This is a genomic window from Porcibacter vitabionis (assembly GCF_046263795.1).
Taxonomy (GTDB): Bacteria; Bacillota; Clostridia; order Lachnospirales; family Lachnospiraceae; genus Lachnocurva.
On sequence record NZ_JBJYZD010000011.1, the window covers coordinates 97,999 to 111,201 of the forward strand.

Consider the following 13,203-nt stretch of genomic DNA (forward strand, 5'->3'; position numbering starts at 1 on the left):
GCCTGGCTCCGGCTGTCATTTCCTTCAAAAAAATAGGAGCAACTGAAATTATCAAACTTTCAAGTGCTCTCGGTTGACGCTAGGTATACCACGTTGGTGCCTGTCACCAACGTGTGGATATGAGGAAGAAACTCATTCGAAAAGGACAAAAAAAACGGCCCCCACAGAAGGGATCTTCCTTAGATAAATAGCATTTCAGTACACACCCTTGATCATCTGAACCATTGGCATATCCTGATCCGGGGCTTTTGTCAAAGTCTTAAATCCATTGTTCTCATAAAAAGTGATTAGCTTTGGCTCATTGTGGCATTCGATCATTGCATATCTACCGCCTACAGCACTCACAGCACTCGCGATTACATCAATAGCATACTGTAGCAATTCACTTCCAGAAAGATTGGAATTGGTATACCGTGAATCTCTCGCAAGCTGTCCGATGAGATAAACCGGGAATTCTTGAATTGGAATTCCATGCATCTTTGCATTGAACCCGTCCAACTTCTTCCGTATTCTGTTTGACTCATGCTCTGAAATCGTCAGGATTTTTAATGCAAGTGAAATATACCCACAAATCACAAATTTGCTGTCTTCAGCCATCAACTCATCTGCATCAACAATAAGATAGGTTCTTGCTTTTGATATTTTTTCAAATTCAATGGCGCGATTGTGCAGGAAGTTTTCGATATCCTCATCCTCCTTGCATACAAAAGAAGACAGGATTTCTGAAACCCTGTCTTCGGAAAAGTTCTCGTCATCAATTAACGTTTTGAGTGGGAAAGATAATGTCTTAATAGTTCTTCACTCCTTTTCCTATCTTCATAAGAAAAAGGATGTCTGGATGAAGGCTTCTTCGGCTCATCGGCAGTAAGAATTTTAATTAAATTATCCGCAGACTCGTCGTCATTGATTACGATTTTACGATCAAATGTACTTGTTGCCATAGTGCAGTCCTCCTTTCTCTTTACAGACTTCTTTAACTTAAGTTTACACAAAATGGCAAAAAAATCAAGCCCGCCTTGTCTTCTGCTCCGCTCACTTCAAAAGCAATAAATGATTCAGACAGCATCCTTGAAGACAATGATCTGAAAATAATCTTTCGATAATGGATATTATGAAATAAAAAATTAACTGTCTGTTGGACTGGAAAGTAACCTTCCGGACTTGAAATTATCCTTTATAATTTCGTCCTTAATGATCCCTGCGTAATATTTTCGTAATATTGAACGTTTCCTTAACAGTGCCTGACACCAACGTGGGTCGGCAGCAAGGCACGGAAGACCAAGCCCGAATAAAACCATGGACGTGATCTTAAAGCCGAGATGCCTCTTCCCCTTCATACCACTTAATCCCTTACATTAATTCAATTTGTTTACCGTTCACAATTCACCAACCTTTGAATTGTAATCTTTATTATAGCAAATCATGTAAAGTTAATGTAAAGGAATTTCAGTCTGCAATGATCTCCCTGCCATATTTTCTGCTGTATTCCACAGTGGATGATGTCCCGCTGTTTCGTCCGGCATCAATGACATAAAGTCTGTCGGAAAGCCCTGCGATCAGACGATTCCGTCTCGGGAAGTTGTATTCCATGGGCGGTGTACCCGGAGGATATTCGGACAGGACACAGCCATGTATTGCAATCTCTTCATACAATCTTTCGTGCTCTTTCGGATAACAGATATCCACCCCGCTGCCCAGCACTGCGATCGTATATCCGCTCGCTTTAATTGCTGCCGTGTGGGCATAGGAATCAATCCCCTTCGCCATGCCGCTGATGACTGCTTCATTCCGCAATACTGCTTTCATTGCCCGATCAATCGCCCGTCTTTTCCCTTCCGCTGTACACCGTCTTGCTCCGACAATGCCAACGGATTCACAAAAATCATTGATTCTAAGGTACCCTTTTAAATACAGAACAACTGGCAGATCCCTTAGATTGGAAAACCTCTCCGGAAATTCATTGTCTTCAGCACAAATCACCTGGATGCCGGAGGATTCAGATTGTTTCAAGATTTTCTCTGCCTCTTTCCAGATACTTTTCTCTTCCCTCTGTGTAAAGAAAGACTGGATTCGCCGTCTTCCTATCCGACTGCCCTTGGGCAGTTTGATTTCGTCCAGGTACAAAAGATCCGAAAGATCTGCCTCAAAGCATGGATCGATTCCACCACAGCAATAGACCAATGAATTCTGAGTAATCGGGCCCAGACCCTTCATCCGCGTCAGAGCCAGGTACTTGAGGAGTTCGTAATCATTTTTCATAGGCTGCACCTAGGTAATTGCATACATCTGGCTGCTTGAGACATCCAGATCCCGACAGTTCAATACCCGGATAATGTCCTCTCTTCGGATGTTCTCTACACCGTCCAGATCTGCCGATGTTCTTGCTAGGCGCAAAAGCTTATGAATAACTCTTACACTGTAACCGTATTTCTCGCTGGAATCCTTTAGAATCCTTGTACATTCTTCATCCAGTTTGCAATATTTCTGAATCATAGCTGTCGTCATCTGAGCATTACAACTGATTCCCTTATCATTTTTAAATCTTTCCTGCTGGATTTTCCTTGCTTTCTCCACCCGTTCTCTAAGTTCGGCGGAGCTGACGCTCTTCTTCTTTTCATCCAGGTCGAAATAATCCACATGGGCTACGAACTTCTGGATATCTATCCGCTCCATTATCGGCCCGGAAATTTTTCCTCGATAATGAATAATCTCATAATCCGTGCAGTGACATTTCTTGGATGGGAAAAAACCGCAGGGACAGGGATTCATTGCTGCAACAAACATGAAATTGGCTGGATAAGAATTTGTCCCATTGACTCTTGATATGGTTACTCTCTTGTCTTCCATGGGCTGACGCAGGGCTTCCAGAGTACTTCTTGAAAACTCCGGCAGCTCATCCAGAAAGAGGACACCATTATGTGCCATGGAAATTTCTCCCGGCTGTGCATAGCTTCCGCCGCCGATCAGGGCATTTAAGGAGATGTTATGGTGCGGAGCCCGAAAAGGCCGCTTCTGGATCAATCCGGCTCCGGCATCCAAATGGCCTGCGATGCTGTGAATCTTCGTAACTTCCAGTGATTCCTTTTCTGTCATGCGGGGAAGAATGGTCGGAATGCGCTGTGCAATCATGGTCTTGCCACAGCCCGGTTCTCCAATCATCAGGATATTATGGCCGCCGGCGGCACCTAATACAATTGCTTCAATCAGATCTTCCTGACCTCTCACATCCGAAAAATCGATATCGCTGCTGCCTGATTTCTCCCGGTCTTCCATTTCCAGCGATAATTCATCACCATAAAATTTGAATTCTTCCTGTGGATCAACCATATCAATTGTTCTTAACTTCGGCAGATCGATTTTCCCTTCGAGAAAGTCAATCGTATCCTTTAAGGTATGAACCGGGCAGATCTGAATTCCGGATACTGACTCAGCCTCCTGCCGGTTTTCGGACGGAACGACAACTGCTTTCACTCCGCATTTTCTGGCCTCTGTCACCATAGACAAGACTCCGTTGCAGGGGCGGATCCTTCCATCCAGTGACAGCTCGCCAATAAAAGCATAATCCGAAAGATTCTTCGGTGAGATCTGATCTGTCTGAAAAAGGAGTGCGATGATCATCCCCAGGTCAAAATGAGATCCTCGTTTCTTCTTATCCCCCGGTGCAAGACTGATAATAGACTTATCTTTCGGGAAGTCGTAACCACAGGATTCAATCGCCGCCTGGATCCGCTCCCCGGCCTCTTTAATTGCCTGATCTGGCAGACCAATAATAGACATACACTGCTGCTGACCCCGTATGGTGGATGCCTCGATCTCCACCATAAATCCATCTACCCCTGATGTAGCCATGCTTTTTACTGTAATCGCCATATTTCAATAACCCCATCTCTTTCTTTACTCCCCGAATAGATCTGTCTTCTGCCTTGTTCTTTTACCAGGGGAGCCACAGATCGTCTTCCTGCATATCCTTCTGAATCAGAAGTTCCTGTTCCGCATGTGAGATCTTCCCCTCGACAAACATCCGGTACTGATCCCTGGCATTATTTCCAAACGAACCAAGCACACGGTTCGTTTCTACCAATCCGCGGATCAGGTCCATACACTTATTATTTTTTCCCTCTCCTTTCAGACTCTTTTCATCATTTACGAACCAGAGGTAACTGCTGTACTCATAAGCCAGCGGTTCTCTTACCATCTTTGCCTTCACCGGATTCAGGTGAATGTAACGGCTGACCTCCAGAAAATAGCGCTCATCTTCAATCAGACGGGCTGTATAGCGTTTTTCAAACAGATGCCCCGAATAATGATATTTTCTGTTGAAATTAATCGAATAAGGGTGGAGGATTCTCTGCATGATTTTCCATAATTCCTCATCGCCCGTTTCGATCACCATATGAAAATGATTGGACATCAGGCAGAGCGAATGGATCTTAAAATGATATTTTTCCCTGGCTTTCCATACTCCCTCAAGGAAGATCAGGTAATCCTCCCGATCCTTAAAAAGAGCCAGTCTTCTGTTGCCGCGGCTCATGACATGATAAACCGCTCCCGGATACCATTCTCTTTTAGGTCTCGGCAATCACTGTTCCTTTCCGTTCCTGCCCTGATTCAAAGAAGACTTATCCGAAGCTGAATCCATGCTCGCAAACGCCTCTGCATAGCCAAGGACACGTTCACGAAATTTCGGGCTTAACCTTTCATAAGATTCGATCAATCTCCCGGCCTCCGTTTTTTTCTGAATCATATAATAATCTGCTTTTCCTGCTTCACTGGAATCCTCTCCTAAAAGCAGCCATTCCGGAGTCACTCCCAATGCCTTACAGATCGGCATGATTTTTTCCGACAAAGGATTGGTCTTCTTCTTTTTCCACTCGCTGATTGTACTCTGCTGTATGCCTGTTCTTTCCGAAAACTCCTTCTGGCTCATAGACAGCTCTTCCAGCCGTGCAAAGATTCGTTCACTTACTGTCATATGTTTGTACCCTTGCCTACTCATTCTTCTCTGTTTCGATTTCTTTCAGCGTTTTTCCTTCACTGTCTTTCCAGGCCTGCGGACCGCTGACATTGTATCCGAGGATAAAAGCTGCCGCAGCGGATGAACTGGAGAACAAAAGATCCTCTGTCGTGGTCCAGTCCTTTATTTTTCCGTCAGTCAGATATCGCTCTCTCTGTTGCACGATTCCTGCGTTCAGCGACTTTGCGTTCATATTTTCATTGATTCTGGCCCCCTGCAGAACAACAAATCCTTCCGTTGTTGTTATGGCTTCTGCATCTGCCGAACCTTTGGAAAGATATAGAAGATTGTCTGAATCAAGGGAGTTTGTTCTCCTCTTCTGAATCAGCGGTTCCAAAACCTTGTAGCCAAGAGCATTCATGACGATCTTAAGATCATCAATAAACTCTTCCATCACCGCGCGTTCAGATTCCTTGATGACGGTATTTGCATACGTGTTCTTCGTAAGGATCCTGTATCTCCTGCAGGACTTTGCGATCTCAACCAGACGGTTCTCAAGGTACCGAATCCGCGTCTTATTCAGGTTGCGGCCTGTAAAGATCACTGTCGTTGTCCAATAATACTTTTCCTTATCCGCCTGATAATCTCTGATGTGCTGAAGAAGTCTCTCCTTCACATTTTCGGATTCTCCAATATAAACCGAATCCGAATCATCCTCTTCCCTGCAGAAGAGAAAATATACACCCGCCTGAGTTATGTCCTCCCGCGTGCATGACTGCAGCTCTATGCGTGGAATCTTGATTGCCTTTCCATTCCAGTTTGAAAGCTCAGCCGTAATGATACTGTCTGCTGTTCCGTTTACAAGAAACAGTTCTATGGTCTTTCCGTAAGGCATTGGCATCCGTCACTCAAATGTGATTCTGTAAATTTGAGCGGCTCCTCCTTTCCGATTCCTGTTTTTTGAATTTAATCATTCATTTAAATGAATTTTACAATCAAAAGATATGAATGTCAATGATCATTCCTATCTGAGTCCAAATATTGAATATTCCGGTGTAGCGGAGCCACGATTTCGATCAAAACTGAGTCAGTTAATCAGCAATTTATGCACGAATAAAACGATAATGATGTTGTAATGTGTCAAATTATCGTGTATAATAATCTAGCTGGTACCTTATAAACACAGATTACGTTTTATAGGAGCATCAAAATGAAAATATTAAGAATCAGGGTTGAAGGCTTACCTCTATACAGCACAACATTTGATATTCGGTTTTATGCAGTTCAGAGAGTACATAATAGTCATTTAGATGCATTGCAGCATTTGTTCGGCAATATTTATGTAAATACAGTGGAAGCTATTATTGGAATTAACGCTTCCGGAAAGACAACAGCATTACAGGTTATTTCTTTTACAAGAATGCTTCTGGAGGCTACACCGTTAAATGCCGCCTATGTTCCACAGATTTTAGAAAACGATCAGCCGGCAACATTCGATATAGATTTTTATGCAAAAGGAAAACTTTATCATTTAAGAAGTGAAATTGTAAGAACAGGAAGAGATGACGGAAGCTATTCTGTTAAAATAAACAAAGAACAGCTTTGGGTAAAAGCGACAACAAGCAGAGTGAACAAAACGAACCTGCTAAATTTTGAAGGCATAGCTCCACAAAGAATCCGTAATAATTCGGCAGAGTATCTTCCGGATGATGTCAGCATTATGATTGCAGTTAATAAGCAGCTTCAGGAGAAAAATATATTTGTCAATCTTGTAGGCCTCACAAACATCAATCTGTTTCTACCGGTGAACAGGGGCTCCATTCCTACTGAAATAATCACATTATTAGATCCAACAATCGAATATATTACTGTAGATAATGTTGATGGGAAATCAATTATTAAGCTGAAATTCTACGACAGGCCGGAAATAGTTTTACATAATCCAGGCGAGCTGAACTATTATCTGTCATCAGGAACTGTAAAAGGAGTCCGGGTGTTTTCGGATGCAGTAAAAGTTCTTAAAACTGGCGGATACTTAATTGTTGACGAGATTGAAAATCATTTTAATCACGAACTAGTTGCAGCATTGCTCAGACTATTTATGGACAAAAAAACCAATCCTAAAGGTGCTGTTATTATCTTTTCAACACATTATCCAGAACTCCTGGACGAAATCGACAGAAATGATGCCGTATTTATTACCAGAAATAATAAGGGACTTCGAATAGATAATCTGAATCAACTATTATCGCGAAATGATATGAAGAAGAGCGAAATATATCAAAGCAATTTCCTGGAAGGAACTGCGCCAAAATACCAGGCACTTCGTGCGTTACAGAAAAGCATTATTAGGGAACTGGAGGACTGAATCGATGAAAGTATCTATTCCCGAAAACAGTCTGATAGCATGTATGTGTGAGGGCGGCGCGGAAATAGCAATTATGGATATTCTGCTTGATAACAGGTTGCTGATTTTTAAGAGAGAACAATTGCTTGAAGAAAGATTGATCCCAAGGATTTCAGCAAAAGATTTCGAGAAACGTTATTTAAGAGTAGCTTATGGCCAGAAGATAGTAATTCTTAGAGTTATTGATTCAAGATCCGAAAAATTTAACCTAAGTAAGGCTTATCAGTGTCAGGTGGATTTAATTAATGTAATCACTGCTCCGGAAATTGAAATGTTGATTATTGCAAGTGAAAATAAGCTTGAATCTTTTAGCCATTCTGACTTAAAAAAACCTAGTGAATACTGCAAAATCGTTTTGAAAATGAAAAATGTGAAACAGCCTTCATTTGTAAAAAATTATTTTCATAATCCGGAAGATCTCATCAATGGTATTCAGAAATATCATCAACTGCATAGGCAATTAAAGACCGAGGCATCGATTTACGATCTAATTGATTGGACAGCAATAAAATCATTACAATCAGATAATCAGGTAGACTGAATGCGTATTGGAAGCGGGATAGAAAAACTGATCTACGAAGTCTTTATCAGGCCTGTCGTGGATTAGTTTTTTATATGCACATATTCCGGTTGTAGCGGTGTCACGTGGCTCCGCCACACCGGAATGTTCATCCTGTAATGACCACATCATTTCTGTGTGGTTTTTGCTGTCACCAGCAAGTTCAGACTGTGCCTTCATCTAAAGGATTCTTGATGCTCCGTGTCCAGTCGTTACACCTTCCTGTAGAAATTTTTATCACAGGCTTGGCTCGGCGTTATCTGTACTTATTATCAATCATATATGCCTTTCCCCATACAACATTTCTTGAATTTTTTACCACTTCCGCACGGACATGGATCATTGCGGCCTATCTTCTTTTTATTACGTCTGTAAGGTTCAGAAACAGTACCATAATCAAGCAGATTATCAAAACCACTATCAATCCCATCCATTTCAGGTATATACATAGGATTGTATAAGAAATCATTGGTCATCTCTGAAGCGATTCTTTTATTGATATAATGGTTCCGATTGCCTGTCTCTGTAGATTCGTCCAGCAGCTGGAAGAATTCACTCCTAAGATTTTCAGATTCGGAGAATCTAAGCAAGTAGTTATAGGACTTATCGACTTCTTCTTTAGAAACCTTATCTCCTGCAGTAATATGCAAAGCTCTTGTCGCACTAATATAGACCTGCGGAACAGCATCAGCGTCTTCATGCTCGCTTATATAAGCATCTGCATCATGTGCAAGCTTTTCCAAAGCAGTCTGATCATTTTTAATAAAATTTACTCTGAACGTGTTAATTGCCGTCCAAGCCATTCCGGCTTCTTCAGAGTATTCAAGCCGATCCAACTCTTCGCTTAACGCGTCCAGATTAGAGACGAATTCGTCGTCACTCCTAGCTTTCAATGAATCAAAGAAATACTCATATTGAAGCTCCTGCACCTCAATACAAATATAATTAGCTGCTATATGGCTGTTGGAAATATAACGCTCATAAATTGGTTTGAGTATATCTCTTGCCCTGTCAATATATTTCTTTTTCTCAAGCCTAAAACCGAAGTCTCCAAGGGATCTACAAGAATGAGAAAAATGCACGCATGCTTCTACCTTATCATCGGTAAAAACCTTCCGCATTTTCTTGAGATACTCATAACCATCATAGAGCTTCCCAGAAAGCATATAGTCCATGAAATCATTATTCATTTGTATAAGCTTTATCTCGCTCCCGTACGTATCTTCAAAATCCGAGTCATCGACTTCCCGTACTCGCTTATTGATTTCTGCAACAAGATCCTGAGCTTCCCTATGGAATCCATGCTCTTCGAGATTTCTGACAAGATCCATTGTCCGTGTTATCTGAACAGCCTTAAGTACGTCATCCCCAGTAATATTTAACGCATCCTTTGCGACTGACATGAACTTAGGAATATTGCTCCAAGCACCATATTGTTCAGCAACAAGAATCAGACCATTATACTTGGCTAAGCCCAGCTCTATTCTCTTTGATTCATCGTCTTCATCACAGGACAGATCGTGCCAGAATTTGTCTTCTTTCTCAACAAAGTCCAGTATCTTCTCCGGAGTGTCCCCTGCACCGACATTGAGAACCCTGTTTGTCAGGAACTGACTTCTTGTGATCAGGACATAAGGATCAGTTGTCCTCTGTTCGCATTTATCTACAACTTCGAATAATCTTTGATCATATGGGAAATCAGATATTGCTCTTCTGATGAAGATGGAAAAATTTTGCGGATGTCTACCCCACAAATAATATGCTAAAGCAATTCTCTGTGTACTATCCATATAGTACAGCAGCATAAATTCTTTTAAGATGTCCGGATATAGCGGTGTGATAACATCAGTGTCTGAGCTGCCATCCACACTTTGACACATCGAAACAATTAAGGCTTGCAGAGATTCTTTTCTTTGATCACCTGGAAATGTATGTGATTTTATAAATGTCTGGATAGTCTCCCAGTCACTCCTATACTCCCCTTCCAAATCCTTAACATTTACCGACCCAATGCAGGACGCCAGAACAACAAGTTCTATCCATGCATTACAAACGTTAAAATCACTATTACATAACTGAAGCCATCGCTCTTGCTCTCGCTTAAGAACGACTTTGAGAAGATCTTTGAATGTGTCGTATCTTGGATTTACGCAATCATTATCAATCCATGCTTCAACATACAGCTCCACAAACAATGGTCTGTAATGAAGCATTTCAAATTTTGCATGATAATCATCTCTGAGATCCTTATTTCGCAGCACATCACCTGGAAGCCCATGTTTAAGGCATACGCACCCGATCAGCTTTTCAACAGATGCATCATCCATATCCAATAGATACAGAGGCTCTCTTGATCCAGAAGAACTGATATATTCATTGTCAGAGAATTTCGCAGCATCCGATTTGTCCAATCCCTCTTCGACTGCATCTATCCACGAATCTAGTCCAACCTTTTCTTCCCGCTCAATAAATAGAATTCGAAGTTTAAAATCCTTATGCTTGTCGAATACGTGATACAGACCAATTATAGCAGCTGCAATCTGCTGCTCTCGACCTGCAACATAATCAATAATGATCAGCGTGTTTTTGAAAGGACGAAAACTGTTAATATCTTCTGAAGTCGCTTGCTTATTAAGGAAAAATCCAAACCAATCTGAATTATTGAACTCCTTCAGTAACTCAAGGGCAAGTCTGCTCTTTCCAGAACCCGCCTGTCCGTCGATGATCCACCAAAGATTTTGTTCCTTATTATTGAGGAATTGTTTTAAAGCCTTGAGTTCATTTTCTCGTCCACAGAAAGGAATATTCTCCTGCATGAAGTGATATTCTGCAAGGCCATAATGATACGACGGCTCACTAATATATGCATTTCGCCCGATAATTGGATTATTTAACAGGAACGCTGTGAGCCTTGTATCAGCTATCTCTTTAAGGAAAGGCGTAAGATCTGAATAATCACTGCCGTATGTAATCACAGCAGTATTCGCCGGAAGTCCATCAGGATCTTCTCCATCTCGACACACAAAGAAATATGGACGATCAAGCTTTAAACATCTCTTAGCAAATTGCATAAACTGGGCGATGTTCGCATCTTCAGATGTCTTACCGCAGCCAACAAAAATGATGCTCTTCGTTGCGAGTATATTCTGAATGAATTGAGCCCCTTTGTCAGAGAGTATTCCGTCATACTGCTCTTGGCCGGCAATAATGTTATCCAGACCTATACTAGAGTCATAGGCACCATGGATATGCAGAACGCTGTTATTATTTCCTGCTTCCAACATGGTGAAAGCTTCAGCAGGATCGGCATATGTAAGACAATTTAGTCCAGTGGACTGCTCCAGCAAATCATCGTAATCCGTGGTGGCAATCAAGTCATTAGGAATGGTAAGTTGGTGAAGAGTTTTACTCAGTTCTTTATTGGTAATTGAATTTGACTCGAAAGAGCTATGCATCCAGTTGTCGTACAGCCCTGCAGACTTTATCGCTTTGATCACATCACCAGCCACGGCGATCATATTTGCAGCTGATGAAGATGCATTAAGCTGACTTTCAAGTGCCGTGCCTGCAGTTTCTGTCGAAGGATTGCTCTTTAATAAAGCGATTCCGTCATTAATCCACTTCCACCAGCTGTATCTTTCCCCTGTTAAGGCCGCAGATATCCCTGTACCAAAAAGATAAACAATCTGATCGCGTCCTTCCAGGATGCTCTTGAAATTGGGATAATTGTCTATATGGTTCATACTGATGGTACTACCTACGCATTAATATAAAAAGTTGTTAACCATATTGTTTATATGTTCATTTCACTACACGCGGAGAGTAAAGTGTTGCTGACCTCGTAAAATAACAAATTTCTGCTCTACTTGTTTGTCTCTGGATTGACCGATATACTGTCATTATCCTACGAAAAGAAAGAGGTCCCAGAGCACCCACCCTTGAGAAGCCGTGTACTCTGAGACCAGAGGTCATTAAAACCATGGTCATTATAACAGAGTACCAGCTCATTCTCAATGAGGATGATGGTGTTTTTGGTCAAGAGCAGTGGTGACCTTCCTTCCTGCCCATTCTGCCAAGCTTTGTCTGTTTGTAATAATTTCGTAATATTTTAATTATTTTCTTAACGGTGCCTGGCACCAACGTTTGGATGCATACACAAAAGTGTGAACCGTCTTCCCATACACGCCGAATTCCGCGATCTGATTGCACCAGTCGTTCTCGAAGGAGCCTTTCTGCTGACGGATCTGATCATGAATAAAGTTCTTGATGCCTTTCACCATGATAATAAATGCAAATCCGTTCTCATCCATGAACTTCAGGTTTTCCTTGCTGAAGTAGCCCCGGTCCAAAATGAAACCAATGTTGTGATAGCCATACCCTTTCGCCTTTGCGATCATGTATTGCAGCTGTGAAACATCATTGATACTTCCCGGATATTTTTCATACATCAGTGGCTCACGATTGTTTACGTCGTATCCGATCGCATAATTAAAGATCGGCAGGCCGGCATCGATCTTCGCTGCGCCATACTCAATCATGCTGATGTCACCGGCTTCACAATTCTTGTTTGTAGAATCGTAGGAGATATAGACCCGTTCACGCTTATTCCGTTCCTCATTCCAAAGATTCAGAAAGTTCTGCCGCTGGTCTTCACTGAGATCCCGCAGGAAATCAGAAATCGTTGAATCACTGTAGATCCTCATATTTGGTGTGAAGAGTGGATGATTATACGCATAATCCGGATAGTACTGTGCCGCATTATTCTCCGTAATGACAGAGTACGCTGCCAGATCCAGAATCAGTCCGCTGTTTCTGGCACCAAAAGCAGCCTCCAGTTTTTCGCCCAGCCCCAGATCATTCACTACCTGATGGATCACCATATATGTGCCGGCTTTCAGCGCGCTGCTCCGGCCGGCATCCTCGCGTTCTCCGGGTGCTTCCACCTCCGGAAAGAACTTTCGAAAGTTCTCATTCGGGCGCATCTTATCCGGATCTTCCTCTGACAGTTTTCCGATCGTCGATCTTTTCACAATCGTATACTTGCGTTCCGGATCATAGACGCGATCGTATTCATAATACACATACTTCGCATTCCCCTTTTGTCGGAAAGTGATTTTCCCCTTTTTATCCGGTACATCAACAAGGTAACCAAGATACATATGTAAGTCCTCAATCACCGGTACCTTTTCAGGGTACCATATTTCTGCGATGATATCTCTATTTATTGACGAGTTGCACGACTTGCAAAAGTTGTGCAATGCTATGAAGGAGGTATTCGCATGT

The 13,203-nt window shown here is 42.0% G+C and carries 10 protein-coding genes and 2 pseudogenes; 2 read left to right on the forward strand and 10 right to left on the reverse strand.

The genetic code is table 11. The features are described 5' to 3' along the window. Positions 1 to 195 precede the first annotated feature (195 nt). The 7 genes from ACKX2L_RS09130 to ACKX2L_RS09160 form a co-directional block, all read right to left on the reverse strand. On the reverse strand, positions 196 to 597 hold the full coding sequence (locus ACKX2L_RS09130) for a hypothetical protein (RefSeq protein ID WP_497553122.1): 402 nt from the start codon (positions 595 to 597) through the stop codon (positions 196 to 198). Positions 598 to 758: 161 nt separating this feature from the next. Next, the gene (locus tag ACKX2L_RS09135; protein WP_497553123.1) at positions 759 to 941 is read right to left on the reverse strand and encodes a hypothetical protein; all 183 of its coding nucleotides are present in this window, start codon (positions 939 to 941) and stop codon (positions 759 to 761) included. A gap of 505 nt (positions 942 to 1,446) precedes the next feature. Then, the gene (locus tag ACKX2L_RS09140; protein ID WP_497553124.1) at positions 1,447 to 2,259 is read right to left on the reverse strand and encodes a DNA-processing protein DprA; all 813 of its coding nucleotides are present in this window, start codon (positions 2,257 to 2,259) and stop codon (positions 1,447 to 1,449) included. Between the two features lie 9 nt (positions 2,260 to 2,268). Beyond that, positions 2,269 to 3,870: a YifB family Mg chelatase-like AAA ATPase gene (locus ACKX2L_RS09145; protein ID WP_497553125.1), complete on the reverse strand. Its 1,602-nt coding sequence runs from the start codon at positions 3,868 to 3,870 to the stop codon at positions 2,269 to 2,271. 61 nt (positions 3,871 to 3,931) lie between these two features. Then, on the reverse strand, positions 3,932 to 4,579 hold the full coding sequence (locus ACKX2L_RS09150; protein WP_497553126.1) for a transposase: 648 nt from the start codon (positions 4,577 to 4,579) through the stop codon (positions 3,932 to 3,934). Beyond that, the gene (locus ACKX2L_RS09155; RefSeq protein ID WP_497553127.1) at positions 4,580 to 4,972 is read right to left on the reverse strand and encodes a helix-turn-helix domain-containing protein; all 393 of its coding nucleotides are present in this window, start codon (positions 4,970 to 4,972) and stop codon (positions 4,580 to 4,582) included. Between the two features lie 16 nt (positions 4,973 to 4,988). Beyond that, positions 4,989 to 5,849 (reverse strand): GIY-YIG nuclease family protein, encoded by an 861-nt coding sequence (locus ACKX2L_RS09160; RefSeq protein ID WP_497553128.1) that lies wholly within the window; start codon positions 5,847 to 5,849, stop codon positions 4,989 to 4,991. A 315-nt stretch (positions 5,850 to 6,164) separates the two neighbouring features. Here ACKX2L_RS09160 and ACKX2L_RS09165 point away from each other — a divergent pair, with 315 nt between their 5' ends. Next, on the forward strand, positions 6,165 to 7,322 hold the full coding sequence (locus ACKX2L_RS09165) for an AAA family ATPase (RefSeq protein ID WP_497553129.1): 1,158 nt from the start codon (positions 6,165 to 6,167) through the stop codon (positions 7,320 to 7,322). Between the two features lie 4 nt (positions 7,323 to 7,326). Next, positions 7,327 to 7,902 (forward strand): hypothetical protein, encoded by a 576-nt coding sequence (locus ACKX2L_RS09170; protein WP_497553130.1) that lies wholly within the window; start codon positions 7,327 to 7,329, stop codon positions 7,900 to 7,902. 290 nt (positions 7,903 to 8,192) lie between these two features. On the opposite strand, the pseudogene ACKX2L_RS09175 reads toward ACKX2L_RS09170, so the two are convergent. The 3 genes and pseudogenes from ACKX2L_RS09175 to ACKX2L_RS09185 all read right to left on the reverse strand — a co-directional run. Next, positions 8,193 to 8,288: pseudogene (locus tag ACKX2L_RS09175) on the reverse strand (SEC-C metal-binding domain-containing protein); the annotation flags it as partial. Positions 8,289 to 10,952: 2,664 nt separating this feature from the next. Beyond that, positions 10,953 to 11,663 (reverse strand): annotated as a pseudogene (locus ACKX2L_RS09180) (SIR2 family protein); the annotation flags it as partial. 369 nt (positions 11,664 to 12,032) lie between these two features. After that, on the reverse strand, positions 12,033 to 13,097 hold the full coding sequence (locus ACKX2L_RS09185) for an IS1634 family transposase (protein ID WP_497553131.1): 1,065 nt from the start codon (positions 13,095 to 13,097) through the stop codon (positions 12,033 to 12,035). Positions 13,098 to 13,203: the final 106 nt, after the last annotated feature.